This window comes from Enterobacter sp. HNDS-6, from assembly GCF_039850505.1.
In the GTDB taxonomy this organism is placed as follows: Bacteria; Pseudomonadota; Gammaproteobacteria; order Enterobacterales; family Enterobacteriaceae; genus Enterobacter; species Enterobacter kobei.
This window is the reverse complement of sequence record NZ_CP156673.1, coordinates 2,871,762-2,889,528: the sequence shown is the minus strand read 5'-3', so window position 1 is coordinate 2,889,528 and position 17,767 is coordinate 2,871,762. Positions and strand designations below refer to the sequence as shown.

The 17,767-nt window shown below is 56.2% G+C and carries 15 protein-coding genes, 1 tRNA gene and 1 pseudogene; 5 read left to right on the top strand and 12 right to left on the bottom strand.

The window, feature by feature from the left end; translation table 11 throughout:
* The first annotated feature begins 82 nt into the window (after positions 1–82).
* Positions 83–2,527: an acyl-CoA dehydrogenase FadE gene (gene fadE, locus ABFI50_RS13485; protein ID WP_014882670.1), complete on the top strand. Its 2,445-nt coding sequence runs from the start codon at positions 83–85 to the stop codon at positions 2,525–2,527.
* Between the two features lie 108 nt (positions 2,528–2,635).
* Positions 2,636–3,406 (top strand): amidohydrolase, encoded by a 771-nt coding sequence (locus ABFI50_RS13480; protein ID WP_014882669.1) that lies wholly within the window; start codon positions 2,636–2,638, stop codon positions 3,404–3,406.
* 54 nt (positions 3,407–3,460) lie between these two features.
* Here ABFI50_RS13480 and ABFI50_RS13475 read toward each other — a convergent pair whose 3' ends face one another.
* From ABFI50_RS13475 to dnaQ, 9 genes are all read right to left on the bottom strand, one after another.
* Positions 3,461–5,062: a gamma-glutamyltransferase family protein gene (locus ABFI50_RS13475; protein ID WP_032637421.1), complete on the bottom strand. Its 1,602-nt coding sequence runs from the start codon at positions 5,060–5,062 to the stop codon at positions 3,461–3,463.
* 9 nt (positions 5,063–5,071) lie between these two features.
* The gene (locus ABFI50_RS13470; protein WP_032637422.1) at positions 5,072–5,947 is read right to left on the bottom strand and encodes an ABC transporter permease; all 876 of its coding nucleotides are present in this window, start codon (positions 5,945–5,947) and stop codon (positions 5,072–5,074) included.
* Positions 5,948–5,949: 2 nt separating this feature from the next.
* Positions 5,950–6,891 carry an ABC transporter permease gene (locus ABFI50_RS13465; protein ID WP_032637423.1) on the bottom strand — a complete coding sequence of 314 codons (942 nt, stop codon included), beginning with the start codon at positions 6,889–6,891 and terminating at the stop codon, positions 5,950–5,952.
* 18 nt (positions 6,892–6,909) lie between these two features.
* A complete protein-coding gene (locus ABFI50_RS13460; protein WP_014882665.1) occupies positions 6,910–8,424 on the bottom strand; it encodes an ABC transporter substrate-binding protein in 1,515 nt (504 codons plus the stop codon).
* Positions 8,425–8,426: 2 nt separating this feature from the next.
* Positions 8,427–9,509 carry an oligopeptide/dipeptide ABC transporter ATP-binding protein gene (locus tag ABFI50_RS13455; RefSeq protein ID WP_023332156.1) on the bottom strand — a complete coding sequence of 361 codons (1,083 nt, stop codon included), beginning with the start codon at positions 9,507–9,509 and terminating at the stop codon, positions 8,427–8,429.
* Positions 9,506–10,519 carry an ABC transporter ATP-binding protein gene (locus tag ABFI50_RS13450; RefSeq protein WP_014882663.1) on the bottom strand — a complete coding sequence of 338 codons (1,014 nt, stop codon included), beginning with the start codon at positions 10,517–10,519 and terminating at the stop codon, positions 9,506–9,508. The genes ABFI50_RS13455 and ABFI50_RS13450 overlap by 4 nt, the downstream gene beginning before the upstream one ends.
* The gene (locus ABFI50_RS13445) at positions 10,516–11,235 is read right to left on the bottom strand and encodes a FadR/GntR family transcriptional regulator (protein WP_014882662.1); all 720 of its coding nucleotides are present in this window, start codon (positions 11,233–11,235) and stop codon (positions 10,516–10,518) included. Before ABFI50_RS13445 ends, ABFI50_RS13450 begins: the two co-directional genes overlap by 4 nt.
* 379 nt (positions 11,236–11,614) lie before the next feature.
* Positions 11,615–11,691: transfer RNA gene (locus ABFI50_RS13440), tRNA-Asp, on the bottom strand.
* Positions 11,692–11,823: 132 nt separating this feature from the next.
* A complete protein-coding gene (gene dnaQ / locus ABFI50_RS13435) occupies positions 11,824–12,555 on the bottom strand; it encodes a DNA polymerase III subunit epsilon (RefSeq protein WP_032637426.1) in 732 nt (243 codons plus the stop codon).
* Positions 12,556–12,586: 31 nt separating this feature from the next.
* Between dnaQ and rnhA the strand changes: the two are divergent.
* A pseudogene (gene rnhA / locus ABFI50_RS13430) lies at positions 12,587–13,086 on the top strand (ribonuclease HI).
* Here the strand turns inward: rnhA and ABFI50_RS13425 are convergent.
* Positions 13,087–13,803 (bottom strand): class I SAM-dependent methyltransferase, encoded by a 717-nt coding sequence (locus ABFI50_RS13425; protein WP_014882659.1) that lies wholly within the window; start codon positions 13,801–13,803, stop codon positions 13,087–13,089.
* Positions 13,804–13,835: 32 nt separating this feature from the next.
* Here ABFI50_RS13425 and gloB point away from each other — a divergent pair, with 32 nt between their 5' ends.
* Both gloB and mltD read left to right on the top strand, forming a co-directional pair.
* Positions 13,836–14,594 carry a hydroxyacylglutathione hydrolase gene (gene gloB / locus ABFI50_RS13420; protein WP_087529046.1) on the top strand — a complete coding sequence of 253 codons (759 nt, stop codon included), beginning with the start codon at positions 13,836–13,838 and terminating at the stop codon, positions 14,592–14,594.
* A 68-nt stretch (positions 14,595–14,662) separates the two neighbouring features.
* Positions 14,663–16,027 carry a murein transglycosylase D gene (gene mltD / locus ABFI50_RS13415; protein WP_023336785.1) on the top strand — a complete coding sequence of 455 codons (1,365 nt, stop codon included), beginning with the start codon at positions 14,663–14,665 and terminating at the stop codon, positions 16,025–16,027.
* 52 nt (positions 16,028–16,079) lie between these two features.
* On the opposite strand, the gene ABFI50_RS13410 is transcribed toward mltD, so the two are convergent.
* A complete protein-coding gene (locus ABFI50_RS13410; protein WP_047027763.1) occupies positions 16,080–16,853 on the bottom strand; it encodes a class I SAM-dependent methyltransferase in 774 nt (257 codons plus the stop codon).
* 76 nt (positions 16,854–16,929) lie between these two features.
* Positions 16,930–17,730, bottom strand: coding sequence for an endonuclease/exonuclease/phosphatase family protein (locus ABFI50_RS13405; RefSeq protein ID WP_014882655.1), 801 nt, complete (start codon positions 17,728–17,730; stop codon positions 16,930–16,932).
* Positions 17,731–17,767 lie beyond the last annotated feature (37 nt).

The following is a 17,767-nucleotide window of genomic DNA, read 5'->3' as shown; positions in this document are numbered from 1 at the left end:
ACATTGCTAAAGGAAATAACATCAACTACAACCATATCATCACAAGTGGTCAGACCTCCTACAAGCAAGGGAGCTTTTCTTTATGATGATTTTGAGCATTCTCGCAACTGTTGTCCTGCTCGGTGTGTTGTTCTATCACCGCGTCAGTTTATTCCTGAGTAGTGTGATTCTGCTGGCCTGGACGGCTGCACTTGGCGTCGCTGGTCTGTGGAATATCTGGCTTTTAGTTCCGCTGGCCATCATTCTTCTGCCGTTTAACTTTACCCCGATGCGTAAGTCGATGATCTCCGCGCCGGTGTTCAAAGGCTTCCGCAAAGTGATGCCGCCAATGTCGCGGACTGAGAAAGAAGCGATTGATGCCGGTACCACCTGGTGGGAAGGCGACCTGTTCCAGGGCAACCCGGACTGGAAAAAGCTGCATAACTATCCGCAGCCGCGTCTGACCGCTGAAGAACAGGCTTTTATTGACGGCCCGGTGGAAGAAGCGTGCCGCATGGCAAACGACTTTGCCATCACCCATGAAATGGCCGATCTGCCGCCAGAGCTGTGGGCGTATCTGAAAGAACATCGCTTCTTCGCGATGATCATCAAGAAAGAGTATGGCGGTCTGGAATTCTCCGCTTACGCTCAGGCTCGCGTCCTGCAAAAGCTGGCGGGCGTCTCCGGGATCCTGGCGATTACCGTTGGCGTGCCTAACTCCTTAGGCCCGGGTGAACTGCTGCAGCATTACGGTACGGAAGAGCAGAAAGATCACTACCTGCCGCGTCTTGCGCGTGGTCAGGAAATCCCTTGCTTCGCGCTGACCAGCCCGGAAGCGGGTTCCGATGCAGGCGCGATCCCGGATACCGGCGTGGTCTGCATGGGCGAGTGGCAGGGCGAGCAGGTGCTGGGCATGCGCCTGACCTGGAACAAGCGTTATATCACCCTGGCGCCAATCGCCACCGTGCTGGGTCTGGCCTTTAAGCTCTCTGACCCGGAAAAACTGCTGGGCGGCGAAGAAGATCTGGGCATTACCTGTGCGCTGATCCCAACCTCTACCCCGGGCGTTGAAATTGGTCGCCGTCACTTCCCGCTGAACGTGCCGTTCCAGAACGGTCCGACCCGCGGTCAGGACATCTTTGTGCCGATTGATTACATTATCGGTGGTCCGAAAATGGCCGGTCAGGGCTGGCGTATGCTGGTGGAATGTCTGTCGGTTGGCCGCGGCATTACCCTGCCGTCGAACTCTACTGGTGGCCTGAAATCTGTGGCGATGGGGATTGGTGCATACGCCCACATCCGCCGTCAGTTCAAAATCTCCATCGGCAAGATGGAAGGTATCGAAGAGCCGCTGGCGCGTATCGCAGGTAATGCCTACGTGATGGATGCCGCCGCATCTTTGATTACCTACGGCATTATGCTGGGCGAAAAACCGGCCGTGCTGTCCGCGATTGTGAAATACCACTGTACCCACCGCGCGCAGCAGTCGATCATTGACGCGATGGATATCGCAGGCGGTAAAGGCATTATGCTCGGCGAAGGCAACTTCCTGGCGCGCGGCTATCAGGGCGCACCGATTGCCATCACCGTTGAAGGTGCCAACATCCTGACCCGCAGCATGATGATCTTCGGTCAGGGGGCGATTCGCTGCCATCCGTACGTGCTGGAAGAGATGGCCGCTGCGCAGAATAATGACGTGGATGCCTTCGATAAGCTGCTGTTCAAACATATCGGTCATGTGGGTAGCAACAAGGTGCGTAGTTTCTGGCTCGGCCTGACGCGCGGTCTTACCAGCGCGACGCCAACCGGTGATGCGACCAAACGCTATTACCAGCATCTGAACCGTCTGAGCGCCAACCTGGCTCTGCTGTCGGATGTTTCCATGGCCGTTCTCGGCGGTAGCCTGAAGCGTCGCGAGCGTATATCTGCCCGTCTGGGGGATGTGCTGAGCCAGATCTTCCTGGCGTCTGCGGTCCTGAAGCGTTACGACGACGAAGGGCGTCAGGAAGCGGATCTGCCGCTGGTACACTGGGGCGTTCAGGATGCGATGTATCAGGCAGAACAGGCGATTGACGATCTGCTGGCGAACTTCCCGAACCGCTTTGTTGCGGGCGCCCTGCGCGTGGTGATCTTCCCGACCGGTCGTCACCACCTGGCACCGTCCGACAAGCTGGACCACAAAGTGGCGAAAATCCTGCAGGTACCGAGCGCGACACGCTCCCGTATCGGCCGTGGTCAGTACCTGGCCCCTACGCCACATAACCCGGTGGGTCTGCTGGAAGAGGCGCTGCTTGATGTAATGGCCGCCGACCCAATTCATCAGAAGATCTGCAAACAACTGGGCAAAAACCTGCCGTTCACCCGTCTGGATGAACTGGCGAAACAGGCGCTGTCAGGTGGCATTATCGATAATGCTGAAGCAGCAATTCTGGTAAAAGCCGAAGAGAGCCGTCTGCGCAGTATTAACGTCGATGATTTCGAACCGGACGAGCTGGCAACACAGCCGGTAAAGCTGCCAGAGAAGCACCGTAAACCTGAAGCGGCATAACCCGTTTCGTTCTGACAAACCCCGCCGCGCGCGGGGTTTTTTATTGCCACATTTTCTCGTAATGACGTGCTACAGTGTCAAAAAGGGGTCGTTTGAGGAGTCTGTATCGTGCCGGGTTTGAAGATTTCGATTTTGCAGCAACCTTTAGTGTGGATGGATGGCCCTGCCAACCTGCGCCACTTTGATCGTCAACTGGAAGAGATTACCGGACGAGATGTGATTGTCCTGCCGGAGATGTTCACCACCGGCTTCGCCATGGAAGCAGCTAAGCAATCAATGCCTCAGGATGACGTGGTCGCCTGGATGCATACCAAAGCGCAGCAAACAAATGCGCTGATCGCGGGTAGTGCCGCCCTGCAAACCGAGCGCGGGCCAGTGAACCGTTTTCTGCTGGTTGAGCCGGAAGGGAAAGTGCATTTTTACGATAAACGCCACCTGTTCCGCATGGCGGATGAGCATCATCACTATGAAGCGGGTAATGAGCGCGTGGTATTCGAGTGGCGCGGCTGGCGCATTCTGCCGCTGGTCTGCTACGACCTGCGCTTCCCGGTGTGGTCGCGCAACCGCAACGATTATGACCTGGCGCTGTATGTCGCCAACTGGCCAGCACCGCGCTCGCTGCACTGGCAGTCGCTGCTGGTGGCGCGCGCCATTGAGAACCAGGCGTATGTGGTGGGCTGTAACCGTGTGGGGACGGATGGCAACGGGCATCACTACCGCGGCGACAGCCGGGTGGTAAATCCGCAGGGCGAGATTATTGCGACTGCCGAGCCGCATCAGGCAACGCGAATTGATGCGGAGCTATCGTTGACCGCGCTGAAGGAGTATCGGGAGAAGTTTCCGGCCTGGCAGGATGCGGATCCGTTTAGCATCGGGTAAAAAAAGCCGGGTGGCGGCTACGCTTTACCCGGCCTACAAATGTTGCTCGAGCGTTTAACTCACCAACGCCTGTCCGTCTTTACGGCTCTCCGTTGCCGCCACGTAATGCCCTTCCGGAAGGCGATAAATCACCTGCGCACCGCCGAAGTTATAATCCTGCAGCGGATCTTCCACCACGATCTGGTGTCCGCGTTCGCGCAGCGCGGCGATAGTATTGCGATCGAACGTTGATTCGACGATCACTTCCCTGCCCTGCACCACGCGCCAGCGCGGAGCGTCAATCGCCGCCTGCGGGTTTTGCCCGTGCAGCATAATGCGCAGCGCCATCTGCATGTGTCCTTGCGCCTGCATCGGGCCGCCCATCACGCCGAAGGACATCAACGGCTTGCCGCTGCCGTCCATCGCAAAGCCCGGAATGATGGTGTGGAACGGACGCTTGCTGCCCGCCAGCGCGTTCGGATGATTAGGATCCAGCGAAAAACCACAGCCCCGGTTTTGCAGGCTAATCCCGGTGTCTGGCACCACAATCCCTGAACCAAACCCCATATAGTTGGACTGAATAAAGGAGACCATCATCCCGCTGGCATCCGCAGTGCTGATGTAGACCGTACCGCTCTGGGTGGGTGAACCGTAGACAAAATCAGAGGCGCTTTCGTGGTTGATCAGCGCCGCACGCGATTTCAGGTAATGATCGCTCAGCAGCTCTTTGGCCGCGAACGCCATATGATCTTCATCCGCCACGTAGCGGTCGAGATCCGCCAGCGCCAGCTTCATCGCTTCAATGGACAAATGCAGAGACTGCACGGAGTCCGGATGATGCTGCTCGATGCCGCACTGCTCCAGAATACCCAGCGCAATCAGCGTGGCGATCCCCTGGCCGTTTGGCGGCAGCTCCTGCACCGAACCACCCGCGAAGTCGCGTGACAGCAGGTCTACCCAGTCCACGCGGTGGCTGGCGAGATCTTCAGCCGTCAAATGCGCGCCGTGTTCTTTGGCGAAGGCGGCAATTTTCTGCGCCAGCTCGCCGCGGTAAAACGCGTCGCCGTTGGTTTTCGCTATCAGTTCCAGCGAATTCGCCTGCGCCGGATTACGGAAGATCTCCCCCACTCGCGGCGCGCGGCCTTCCGGCGCGAAGCAGGCGCTGAAGCCAGGCTGATCTTTCAGCTTGTTGTAGCCGCGCTGCCAGAGATGGCCAATCAGCGGCGAAACCGGGAAACCGTTTCGCGCATAGTCAATGGCTGGCTGCGCCAGCGTGGTCAGCGGCAGCGTGCCGAAACGCTCTGCCAGTGCGACCCAGCCGGATACCGCACCGGGCACGGTCACGGCGTCCCAGCCGATTTCGGGTACCGCCGTTTTTCCGGCAAAGAGATCCGCATGCCAGCTGGCCGGTGAGCGCCCCGACGCGTTCAGACCGTGAAGTTTTTCACCGTCCCAGACGATGGCAAAGGCATCACTGCCGATCCCGTTACCGGTCGGCTCGACTACTGTCAGCGCCATCGCGGTGGCGATCGCCGCATCAACGGCATTACCGCCCAGCTGCAGCATTTTCATTCCTGCCTGCGCCGCCAGCGGTTGCGAAGTGGCAACGGCGTTATGGCCCATCATCGGCGGGCGTCGTGATTCGTAACCGGACGTAAAATCAAGCGCTTTAGTCATCATGACTCCTTAGTCGTGGCGCGGATCGAGCGCATCGCGCAGCCCGTCGCCAAGTAAATTGAAGCCCTGCACGGCAAGGAAAATTGCCACGCCGGGGAAAACGGACATCCACGGCGCCTGCTCAAGAAAACCTTTCGCGGTGTTGAGCATTGACCCCCAGGACGGATTGGGCGGCTGCTGCCCCAACCCTAAAAACGACAGGCTGGCTTCGGCGATAATCGCCGAGGCAATCGCCAGCGTGGCCTGTACCAGGATCGGTGACATCACGTTGGGCAGCACGTATTTGATGATGATCCAGCGATCCGGCAGGCCAATCGCCCGCGCGCCGTCGATGTACTCTTCGTTGCGGATGGCGATCACCTGCCCACGCGTCAGACGGGCGAATATCGGCATCGCGGAAAGGCCAATGGCGATCATCGCGTTGGTCAGGCTTGGGCCTAAAAATGCCCCCAGCGCGATCGCCATGATCAGAAACGGGCAGGCCAGCAGCGCTTCAATGAAGCGCGAGATCACCCCATCCCACATCTTCTGGAAATACCCCGCTACCAGCCCCAGCGGCACGCCGATCGCTACCGCGATAACGACCGACATACAGCCCGCCATCAGCGAGGTTCGCGCCCCCCAGATAATGCGGGATAAAATGTCGCGCCCCAGCTCGTCGGTTCCGAACCAGTACATTGCCGACGGCGCTTTACGCACCGCCAGGAAGTTGGCTTTGACCGGGTCGAACGGGGCAATCCACGGCGCCAGCAGCGCCACCAGCACAAAGAAGCCCACCACCACCGCGCCAATCACCGCGCTTTTATTGGCGAGGAATTTCTTTAGCACCCGGTTTTGCGCGCGCGGCAGCGCGGGCACAGCGGTTTGCGTCGTCAGTTCCGCCATGGTTAACCTCGCATTTTCGGGTTGATAAGAACGTAGAGCACGTCAGCCAGCAGGTTGAGCAGCAGGAAGCCGATCGCCACGATCAGCACCACGCCCTGCACCACCGCGTAGTCTCGGTTAAATACCGAATCGACGATCATCTTGCCGAAGCCGGGAATGGTGAAGACCTGCTCGGTCAGCACCGCACCGCCCAGCAGCTCACCAAACAGCAGCGTCGTAAGGGTGATCACCGGCACCAGCGCATTGCGAAACGCGTGCTTTAAGATCACCGCTTTCGGCAGTAATCCTTTCGCGCGCGCGGTGCGGATGTAATCCGCTTTCAGGACCGCAATCATCGATGCTCGGGTATGGCGCATCAGCGTCGCCGCCAGCCCTGTTCCGAGAACGGCTGCGGGCAGCAGCAGCGTGCGCAGGTTTTGCACCGGATCCTCACTGAACGGTACATAGCCGGACGCGGGAAGCCACTGCAGGTTCACCGAGAAGACCAGAATCAGCAGGATCCCCAGCCAGAAATGGGGGATCGAGATCCCCGAGATCGCCACGAAGTTCGCCCCGTGATCGACCCAGCTGTTTTTGTTCACTGCCGCGAGGATCCCCATGCTAATGCCAAATACCAGCGCGATAATCATCGCCAGCAGCGACAGCTCCAGCGTCACAGGCAGCTTACTGGCAATCAGCTGCGTCACCGGTTCGTGCGTGCGTAAGGAGATCCCCAGGTCGCCCTGCAATGCGCGCGTTAACCAGTTGAAATACTGCACAGGAATGGGCGCATCCAGATTGAGCTCAGCACGCAGCTGGGCGATAACCGCCGGATCGCGCTCCTCCCCGGCCATGGCGATCAGCGGGTCGCCGGGCAGCAGTTTTTGCAGGCCAAACACCATCATGCTCACCAGCAGCAAGGTCGGGATGGCCAGCAGCAGACGTTTGCAAATCAGTTCCAGCATGGGTTCTCCTCAGGACGTTTATTTCGCCAGCGTCAAACCCGCCAGACGCACGATGCCGTCCGGGTAAGGCTTAAAGCCCTGCACGCGCTTGTTCAGACCAAAAATGCGCGGCTCGAAGTAGAGGTAGGCAATCGGCATGTCGGTTTGCAGCTGTTTCACCACCTTGTCATACAGCGGCTGGCGTGCGGCCTGATCGGTGCTCTGGCGCGCCTGAGTCAGCCATTCGTCGACCTGCGCGTTGCTGTAGCGTCCGTCATTCAGAGTGCCTTTGCTATGGACAAAGCCGTAGATGCTGCCGTCCGGGTCCGGGCGGCCCGACCAGCCGGAGAAACTGAGCTGATAATCACCACTCTGCTGACGATCCAGCAGCGTCGCGAATTCGGTCATCTGCAGGTTGAGCGTGAAGCCGGCCTCGGCAACCATTGCCTGCAGAACCTGACCCACCTGCTGCGAGGTCGGGTTGTTCGGCACCAGCAGGTTGACGGTCAGCGGCGTGGTGACGCCTGCCGCTTTGAGCAGCGCTTTGGCTTTATCGACGTCACGGGGCGGAACCGGCAGATTGACGTGATACGGGCTCACCGTGGAAAACGCCTGGTTTGCCGGCGTGTATAGCCCTTCAAAGACCACCTGATTTAGCGCATCACGGTCGATGGCCTGCGAAAATGCCTCGCGTACGCGGGCATCTCTGAACGGATCGTTCGCCGGGACCTTGCCGTTATTGATGTTGAAGGTAATGCCCTGGTAACCCAGACCCGTTACCTTCGCCAGCGCCAGCTTGCTGTCAGCTTCAACGGTTTTAACGTCGCTGGCCGCAATGCCTTCGGTCAGGTCGAGATCGCCTGCCCGCAGGTTCGCGAGGCGCACGGAGGCGTCCGGGATCGGCAGATAAATAATTTTGTCGAAGTGGTAGGCGTCTTTATTCCAGTAATTGTCGAAGCGAGTCAGAACAATGCGGTCCTGGGACACGCGGCTGTCAAACTTATAAGGACCGGAACAGACCGGATGGGCGGCAAAGTCAGGCTTTTTCGCCGCATCGGGTGCCATCATCGCGCCCGCGCGGTCAGTCAGCTGCATCAGCAGCGCGGCGTCAGGGGTTTTCAGGTGCAGCGCAATCTGCATCGGACCGGTGACCTCTACCGATTCCACCGAGGAGATCTCGCTTTTGCGCAGGGAACCTTTTAGGGTCAACGCACGGTCGAGGTTGTATTTCGCAGCAGCGGCGTCGAATTTCTCGCCGTCATGGAAGGTCACCCCCTCACGGAGATCCATGGTCAGCGTTTTGCCGTCATCGCTCCAGGCCCACGACTTCGCCAGACCTGGCACCACTTTCAGATGCTCGTCGACATCCACCAGCCTGTCGCACAGGGAAGCAAAGACAAAGCGGCCATAGTAGGTGCGCGCCAGATGCGGGTCGAGCATGTCCGGGTCAGCTCCCAGACCAATTCGCAGCACGCTTTCAGAATGGGCGGGCAGCGCCGCGCCAAGCAACATAACACTTCCCAGTACGGTCAAAAGAGAATTACGCATTGTCATTATCATGAGTTCCTTGAAGGAAGGGAGGAGTGAGTGGCCGCGTGTTCAAACAGCGCGCGGCGGCGCAGAAAAGCTGCGGATGGCGGTGCTATCTGAATAACACTGCGATCGCGATTGATGTCCTGCCAGCGGTGACAGGCAACCTGACGTCCACCGTCCAGCACCTGATTAATCGGCTCAACCTGACGGCATTCATCGGTAACATACGGGCAGCGGGTATGGAAACGGCAGCCGGATGGAGGGCTCGCCGGGTTCGGCAGATCCCCCTGCAGCAGCGGTGCGTCGCGTTCAATGCCCGGCTGCATCTGTGGTGCCGAGGCGATCAGTGCCTGGGTATAAGGGTGCAGCGGGGCGTCAAAGATCTCGTCGACGGTCGCAAGTTCAACGATTTGCCCGAGATACATGACCGCCACGCGGTCGCTCATATGGCGAATCACCGCCAGGCCGTGGGCGACGATCACCATCGTCAGCCCCAGCTGGTGCTTCAGGCTTTCCAGCAAATTGACGACCTGCGCCTGGACGGAAACATCCAGCGCAGAGACGGGTTCATCGCCAAGCAACAGTTTTGGTCCCGAGGCCAGCGCGCGCGCAATGCCGATACGCTGGCGCTGGCCGCCGGAAAACTCGTGCGGATAGCGCCCGGACCAGGCGGCAGGCAGGCCAACGGTTTTGAGGAGTTCGGCGACGCGATACTGTCGGTCGGCTTTCTTCATATTCTGGTGCAGCCACAGCGGCTCACCGACGATCTGCTCCACCGTCATGCGCGGGTTCAGCGAGGCAAACGGATCCTGGAAAATAATTTGCAGCTCACGCCGGAGCTGGTTCAGACGGGCGCCCGAGGCGTCGGTAATCTCCTCCCCCTGGTAAAACACTCGCCCTTCACTGGCGGCGAGCAGGCGCAGCAGCAGACGCCCAAGGGTAGATTTGCCGGAGCCAGACTCGCCGACAATTGCCAGCGTTTCACCCGGCATCACGGCAAGCGAAACGCGATCAACCGCCGTAACAAACCGGGCCGGTGAAAAGAGTTTTTTCGGACCAGGGAAGCGCTTGCTGAGGTCGCGGGCTTCAAGAATTGGCGTAGTCATGCGGTCTCTCCCAGGGCAATGTGGTGTTCGAGCGGCACGCGGAAGCAGGCGACCTGATGACCCGCGCCGAGCGTGTTGAGCGGCGGTTTTTCATCATGGCAGCGAGACTGCGCAAACGGGCAGCGCGTCGCAAAACGACAGCCTTTCGGCATGGATTCCGGGAGCGGGACCGACCCGGGAATGGTGGAGAGCTGGCCTTTACGTGCGCCCAGCGAAGGGATTGAGCCCATCAGGCCGATGGTGTACGGGTGCTGCGGGTCGGCAAAGATGGCCTCGACGCTCCCCTGCTCCACCACCTGCCCGGCATACATTACCGCCACCTGCTGGGCGACTTCGGCCACCACGCCTAAATCGTGGGTGATCATCAGGACCGCCGTGCCGGTTTCTTCTTTGAGGGTGTTGAGCAAGGTGAGGATTTGCGCCTGGATGGTGACGTCGAGCGCGGTAGTCGGTTCATCGGCAATCAGTAATTTAGGATGGTTGATCAGCGCCATGGCAATCATCACACGCTGGCGCATACCGCCGGAAAGCTGATGCGGGTAAGCCTTGAGGCGCATCTCCGCCGCGGGGATCTGCACCTTCTCCAGGATCTGCAGCGCGACCTTCATCGCCTCTGTGCGGGAAACGCTCTGGTGACGCATGACCGCTTCACTGAGCTGATCGCCTAATGTGAAAGCGGGATTGAGCGAGGTCATTGGCTCCTGGAAAATCATCGCCAGCTCGCTGCCGCGCAAATCGGCATAGTCCCGCGGCGAGAGCTTTCGCAGATCGTGACGGCGAAACTGCATTTCTCCGCTGACAATCTGCGCGCTGGCGGGCAGTAATCCCATCAGCGCCAGTGAGGTGATACTTTTCCCGCAGCCGGACTCTCCCACCAGCGCCAGCGTCTCGCCTGCTTTGACCGTCAGGGAAATGCCGTCCAGTACGCTAACCGGCGAGCCGGAAAATTTAACGTTGAGATTATTCAGCCGAAGTACAGGCGTGGTGTCCTTAAACGGGATCGTCGTCATAGCGTGAAGTCGTCCTCAAGGTGGATCGCCTGAATCAGGGCGGTTTGCAGGCTAAGCAGGTGTTCGCGCATGGCGGCAGCTGCTTCATTAGGCTGGCGATGGATAATCGCAGACATGATCTTGTGATGGTGGTCGTTATAGCTGTCGACACGTTCGGGCGTGCGGGCTAATTCACGCAGATGCTGCCAGCCCGGTTCGCGCCGCACGGCATCAATCGCGTCAAACAGGCCGAGCATCAGGCGGTTGCCCGCAGCCTCGGCAATAGCGCGGTGAAAGGCGCTATCCCACAGTTCGTTGAGATCGCGGTCATCCGGGCTGACCTTGTCGATGCGTTCCAGCATGCGCTGCATGAGCGCGAGGTTTTCCCTGGTGGCACGCAGTGCCGCAAGCCGGGCTAAGCCGGGTTCGAGCTGTAGACGAGCTTCCATGACTTCCAGCAGGTTGGTTTGCTGAACCAATCCCTGAAGCGCCAGCGGTTCAACAGGGGCTGCGGGACCAATAAAGGTGCCTTTACCCTGTTTACGCCAGATCCGTCCTTCCTCTTCCAGCACATCCAGCGCGCGACGCACTTCGCGTCGTCCTACGCCGAGAGTTTCCGACAGCTCACGTTCCGTGGGCAGCGGAGTGCCTGGTGTTGACTCATGCTGGTTGATAAGCCCGCGCAATTGCTCAAGCGCGGTACTGGAATTGGCCAGAAACCGTGACGGTTTTTCCATATTGGTTCGCTCGCTATCATCATTATTTTCTTTTTATTAACGATAAGTTATTGATATGGAATGAACCTTATCGTGCTAATGATTAAGCAATAACCGAACCAATTATTTATTGGTTCAAAAACTTTCACGATATCCACTGTAAGCGAATGATTTCATGAAAATTATTTTTACAAAGCGACACAGTCTGATGAAGGCCAAAAAGTGTCTGGGCGAAAGAATGCACAAACACAGTGCAAATAACGCACTAATGCTGTGCAAATGTTAATTAATTGCACCACATAAATTAACATTTTGTTAATGAAAAGAAAGGCGGATAAAAGACACAGGCTGTTGAAACGACGAAGGCCTGAATCATTTCTGATTCAGGCCTTCTGAATAGTGGCGGAACGGACGGGACTCGAACCCGCGACCCCCTGCGTGACAGGCAGGTATTCTAACCGACTGAACTACCGCTCCACTGTTCCCGTTTGGGGAACGAGGCGCATATTACGGTGTGCCTCCGATCTCGTCAACGCTTTTTCTCACGTTTTGAATCGTTTGCTGCAAAAATCGCCCAACCGATGATTTTACAGACATTATGGCGTTTTTTCAGGCGCGCCACATACAGCTGCCGCCCTTCTTCTGTACCAGATCGAGACGGGATTCATGGTTAAGTAACTCTTCATCACTGGCTAAAACAACCCGTAAACGACTTGCCTGACGGACCACGCGCTGGATGCCCGCTTCGCCCTGCGTCTGCTGCGACTCATTTTCCATGCTGAATTTCATCGACGTCTGACCGCCGGTCATCGCCAGATAGACATCAGCCAGAATCTGGGCATCGAGAAGTGCCCCGTGCAGCGTTCGCTTGGTGTTGTCTATTTCATAACGTGAACAGAGTGCATCGAGGCTGTTACGCTTGCCGGGAAACATCTTCCTCGCCAGCGCCAGGCTATCGGTCACTTTGCAGAAGGTATTGGTTTTCGGAATATCGCGATGGAGCTTACTAAACTCATAGTCCATAAAGCCGATATCGAACGACGCGTTATGGATGATTAACTCAGCGCCTTTGATGTAGTCGAGAAACTCGTCTGCCACCTCAGCGAAGGTCGGTTTATCCAGCAAGAACTCATCGGCAATACCGTGAACGCCAAACGCTTCTGGATCCACCAGCCGATCGGGTTTGAGGTAGACGTGGAAGTTGTTCCCCGTAAGACGACGGTTCACCACTTCAACGGCACCGATCTCAATGATCTTGTGCCCTTCGTAGTGCGCGCCGATCTGGTTCATACCGGTGGTTTCGGTATCGAGGACAATCTGGCGAGTAATTGCAGTGCTCATAGCGGTCATTTATGTCAGACTTATCGTTTAACTGAACGTTTCAATACAGGAAGTCTACCAGAGATGCGTAAACAGGTAGAAATTTTCACCGATGGATCTTGTCTCGGGAACCCAGGCCCCGGCGGCTACGGCGCGATTATGCGCTATCGTCAGCATGAGAAAACTTTTAGCGAAGGGTATTTCCTGACCACCAACAACCGTATGGAGTTGATGGCGGCCATTGTGGCGCTGGAAGCCTTAAAAGAACACTGCGACGTGGTGTTGAGTACGGATAGCCAGTACGTGCGACAGGGTATCACCCAGTGGATCCACAACTGGAAAAAACGCGGCTGGAAAACTGCAGATAAGAAGCCCGTGAAGAACGTCGATCTCTGGAAGCGCCTTGATGCGGCACTGGGCCAGCACGAGATTAAGTGGGAGTGGGTTAAAGGCCACGCCGGCCACCCGGAAAACGAGCGCTGCGATGAACTGGCGCGCGCGGCGGCCTCAAATCCGGCCCATGAGGATACTGGCTACCAGCCTGAATCCTGATCAGGGTTTTCTGTACTGCCGCGTTGCGCCAACGGTCTGGCGGATGGGCGTTTTCGATTTGCTCTGCTTCATGGGGTTAAGCGTCAGAGGGATGGTTCGCTTACGCGCGACGATAAACTGCATGCAGCCTAATGCGGGCAAATGCGTACTCAATAAAACTCCCCCCTGACGTGCCCACGGCAGTACCTGAAAACCGCCATAGTTGAGCACTTCAAAGTTGAGCAGTGACAGCCAGTCGAGCTGGCGCATCATGGTGAACATCCGGCTGTTATAGGGTGGCGTTCGGCGCAATACAGGCACCAGCTTACGTAACCCCATCAGACTCAGCGGATTAAAACCGCTGAGTATCAGCCAGCCGTCATCAATCAGCACGCGATCGGCTTCACGCAGCATACGATGAGGATCGCTGCACCAGGGCAGCGCGTGGGCAAGAAGACACGCATCTACGGATTTTTCCGCAAACGGCAGATGCAATGGGTCAGCCTTCACCTGAACCGGCGATCCGCCGAGAGAGACATTGACCTGATGTGAGATGGCGCAGCTTTCGGTATTGATTTCTGCGCTGAGATTGCCAATCTTAAGCAGGTGAAAGCCATACATTTTCGCGAGCCAGGGCTTCAGCTGTTGCTCAAGCGCCTCGCGATAGTATTCACCCCAGGGCAATTCCGCCCAACGTTCCGGTGCTGCGACAGTCTGAGGTATCCTTGCCGGTTTCATCAAAACACCCGCCACGCTATAAGAGGTAATGTATGAATCTTATCAGTATTCCTGCTTTTCAGGACAATTACATCTGGGTTTTGGTCGATAACGATCGTCGATGCGTCATTGTCGATCCCGGCGAATCCGCCCCTGTGCTTGATGCAATAAAGGAGAACGCCTGGCAGCCAGAAGCCATTCTGTTGACGCACCATCATAACGATCACACTGGCGGCGTGCCGGAACTGCGCGCTCATTTTCCGCATCTTGTGGTTTACGGACCGGCTGAGACACAAGATAAGGGAACGACGCAAGTAGTCCAGGAGGGCGAAAATATCCACATCCGTGAGTGGGAGTTTTCCGTATTTGCTACGCCAGGTCACACTTTGGGACATCTGTGTTTCTACAGTAAACCTTATCTTTTTTGTGGCGACACCCTCTTCTCAGGCGGTTGCGGAAGACTTTTTGAAGGCACACCAGAACAGATGTATCAGTCTTTACAAAAGATTAGTGCTTTACCCGATGACACACTTATTTGTTGTGCCCATGAGTATACATTAGGGAATATGAAGTTTGCGGTGAGCCTCTTACCCGAGGATCGGGCGATTCAGGATTATTATCACAAAGTGAAGGAGTTACGTGCAAAAAACCAAAATACACTACCCGCAATTCTGAAAAATGAGCGCCGAATTAATTTATTTCTGCGAACAGATGATATTGATTTAATTAATAAAATTAACCAAGAAACAAATTTGCAACAACCAGAACAGCGATTTGCATGGTTAAGGTCAAAGAAAGATAACTTCAGATAAATGCGGGTTGCCTTTTCAAAATTTCGCCGTTATCATCGCTCGTCTTTTAAGCAACTATTGACACACACATGAAGGCAAAAGCGATATTACTCGCCTCTGTCCTGCTTGTAGGTTGCCAGTCGCAGAACGGCAGCAACGTACAACAGCATGCACAGAGCCTTTCTGCAGCTGGTCAAGGGGAAGCAGGGAAGTTTACAAGTTCGGCGCGCTGGATGGACGATGGGACATCTTTCGCGCAGGAGCAAGACTTGTGGACCTCTATTGGCGACGAGCTAAAGATGGGAATTCCGGAAAACAGCCGGATTCGCGAACAGAAGCAGAAGTATTTAAGAAATAAGAGCTATCTCCACGATGTAACGTTACGGGCAGAGCCGTATATGTACTGGATAGCCGGGCAAGTTAAGAAACGTAACATGCCTATGGAGCTGGTACTCCTACCCATAGTGGAGAGCGCTTTTGACCCACACGCGACGTCTGGCGCCAATGCCGCAGGCATTTGGCAGATCATTCCGAGCACCGGGCGAAACTATGGTCTGAAACAGACCCGCAACTATGATGCGCGTCGGGATGTTGTCGCTTCAACGACAGCCGCTCTCGACATGATGCAACGTCTGAATAAGATGTTTGACGGCGACTGGCTGTTAACGGTCGCAGCGTATAATAGTGGCGAGGGTCGTGTACTGAAGGCAATGAAAGCGAATAAAGCACGGGGTAAATCCACCGATTTTTGGTCGCTCTCACTGCCACAGGAAACGAAGATTTACGTACCGAAGATGCTGGCCTTGAGCGATATTCTCAAGAACAGCAAGCGTTACGGTGTACAACTGCCAACACCAGACGAAAGTCGTGCACTGGCGCGCGTTCGCCTCAGTAACCCTGTGGATATTCAACAGGTTGCTGATATGACGGGTATGTCGGTAAGTAAACTTAAAACCTTTAATGCAGGCGTTAAAGGCTCAACGCTGGGGGCTAGCGGCCCGCAGTATGTGATGGTTCCGCAGAAACATGCTGAGCAATTGCGTGAGTCTTTAGCATCGGGTGAGATTGCCGCCGTTCAGTCAACGCTGATCGCCGATGCTTCATCCGTTAACAGCCGCAGCTATAAGGTGCGTTCAGGTGATACGCTTTCTGGCATTGCATCACGTCTTGGCGTGACGGCGAAAGATCTGCAGCAGTGGAATAATCTGCGCAGCTCAGGTCTGAAAGTGGGTCAAACTCTGACGGTAGGCGCAGGTAGCAGCGCACAGCGTCTCGCCAGCAACAGCGATAGCATCACTTATCGCGTACGTAAAGGCGATTCACTGTCCAGTATCGCAAAACGACATGGCGTGAACATCAAAGATGTAATGCGTTGGAACAATGATACTGACAATCTGAAACCAGGCGACCAGTTGACGTTGTTTGTGAAGAACAGCGCTACGCCAGACTCCTGATTACACGATCGAAAGATAAAAAGGCACCGATTCCCCTCGGTGCCTTTTTTGTTTATCCCGCTTTTTGCGCTTCAGCCATGATGGTATCGCTGGTAAACGATCCATCCTCCTGCAATTCAAAGTACGCTTTTACCTCAGCAGAGGCACTCTCCTGATAGAGGCGAATCGCCTGACTTAATGCTTCCGGGGTACGCATACGGGCAATCCACGAAGGGTATTCCAGCGGCAAACGGTCTGTTGTTAACGTTCGGGTAATCAACCCCGCTTCAGTGATAAGCGATAACCACTCTCCGCTGGAGTAGTTTTGTACGTGGGAAGTATCACGCAGCGCTTCTACTGTCTGCAGCCAGATATCGCGCACCGGATGCCCGGGAGACATCACATCCATAATAATGAAGATCCCGCCCGGCTTCAGGACTCGTTTGACTTCACGTAATGCCTGGCCGACATCATGCCAGTGGTGCGCGGAATAACGGCTAATCACCACCTCAAACGAGGCATCATCAAACGGTAAGGACTCGGCGTACCCCTGGCGCGTATCCACGTTGCTCAGCCCTTTCTCTCTCGCCGCCTCAGCAACAACATCCAGCATCTGACTGGATAAGTCATACGCGGTGACCTTCGCCACCTGCTGCGCAGCCGTAAAGCTGGCATGCCCTGCCCCACAGCCTAAATCCAGCACGTGCGCCTGCGGGAATGCTGCCAGACGTTCGCCGAGACGCAGCAGGTCACGGCCTGAAGCATGCACGGCGCTGGTCAGATAGGCATTTGCCTGGGAGCCAAACTGTTTTTCTACGTTGTCATGATGGGAGTGTGTTGTTGTCATCGTACTGTCCTTTGTTGGTTAAAAATAAAAGGGCAGCACCCGCGCAGGCCTGCCCCACGGCAGACCTGACACACCATTATTTATCAGGTTTGCCGGGACTGAATTCGACTAGTAGAGGGTTGTGATCGGAGGCGCGCGTGACCAGAACAGAGGCATCATGCACGCTCAGACCACGATAGAAGACAAAATCGAGAGGTCGACCAAAGGCTTTTTTACGCTGATCGTCACTAAAACGGACTTCACGCAGAGACATTTCACGCGCAAAGCGATACAGCGCATTCATGCGCGGACGACTCCAGGCATTGAAATCACCGGCCATAATGATAGGCCCGCTGTGGTGGGCAATTTGATCGCCAATGGGAAGTAACTGCTTACTGTACACATCCACGCCCAGGCTGAAATTTACCGCGTGGATGTTCACCACCATCAGCATCCGGGTATCCGGCAGCGGATAGACGGTCACCAGCGCCGATTTCGCCAGACGCAGTATAGGCTCGCGCTCACGCAGCGGGCAGCAGTAAACCGGGTGTGCTGAAGAGAGGGTCATCACGCCTGAAGGATGTTGCGGCAGGACAAACGCCGGCACCTGGTCGGCAGCAAGATAGTTCGTTGTGGCAAACCGAACCAGTTCAGGTGTGGTTTGCGCCTCCTGAAGCAGAACCAGATGAGCATCTTTACCAAAATTCTTGAGTACCGATAACCACTCCGCACGCTGCTGCTTAAAGATATTCCAGACCAGTACCCGAATTTTGTCATCGCTGCTTAACGGTGTCCCTGCGGGTAATGCCTGGCTTATGCTCGCAAACGACCCCGGAGGCAAGATCCTCTCCGCGGGCATTCCGGCAACATAACGCATGGCATAGGTATTTTTTCGCACTTTTGGAAACGGCCTCTGTAACATGAACCAGCCCGAA

Coding starts and splice junctions, on each gene's coding strand:
- ABFI50_RS13455 (WP_023332156.1), bottom strand. CDS start 9,509: ATGACTACGCCAATTCTTGAAGCCCGCGACCTCAGCAAGCGCTTCCCT.
- ABFI50_RS13450 (WP_014882663.1), bottom strand. CDS start 10,519: ATGACGACGATCCCGTTTAAGGACACCACGCCTGTACTTCGGCTGAAT.
- ABFI50_RS13465 (WP_032637423.1), bottom strand. CDS start 6,891: ATGCTGGAACTGATTTGCAAACGTCTGCTGCTGGCCATCCCGACCTTG.
- ABFI50_RS13410 (WP_047027763.1), bottom strand. CDS start 16,853: ATGACAACAACACACTCCCATCATGACAACGTAGAAAAACAGTTTGGC.
- dnaQ (WP_032637426.1), bottom strand. CDS start 12,555: ATGAGCACTGCAATTACTCGCCAGATTGTCCTCGATACCGAAACCACC.
- mltD (WP_023336785.1), top strand. CDS start 14,663: ATGAAGGCAAAAGCGATATTACTCGCCTCTGTCCTGCTTGTAGGTTGC.
- ABFI50_RS13425 (WP_014882659.1), bottom strand. CDS start 13,803: ATGAAACCGGCAAGGATACCTCAGACTGTCGCAGCACCGGAACGTTGG.
- ABFI50_RS13460 (WP_014882665.1), bottom strand. CDS start 8,424: ATGACAATGCGTAATTCTCTTTTGACCGTACTGGGAAGTGTTATGTTG.
- ABFI50_RS13445 (WP_014882662.1), bottom strand. CDS start 11,235: ATGGAAAAACCGTCACGGTTTCTGGCCAATTCCAGTACCGCGCTTGAG.
- ABFI50_RS13470 (WP_032637422.1), bottom strand. CDS start 5,947: ATGGCGGAACTGACGACGCAAACCGCTGTGCCCGCGCTGCCGCGCGCG.
- gloB (WP_087529046.1), top strand. CDS start 13,836: ATGAATCTTATCAGTATTCCTGCTTTTCAGGACAATTACATCTGGGTT.
- ABFI50_RS13475 (WP_032637421.1), bottom strand. CDS start 5,062: ATGACTAAAGCGCTTGATTTTACGTCCGGTTACGAATCACGACGCCCG.
- fadE (WP_014882670.1), top strand. CDS start 83: ATGATGATTTTGAGCATTCTCGCAACTGTTGTCCTGCTCGGTGTGTTG.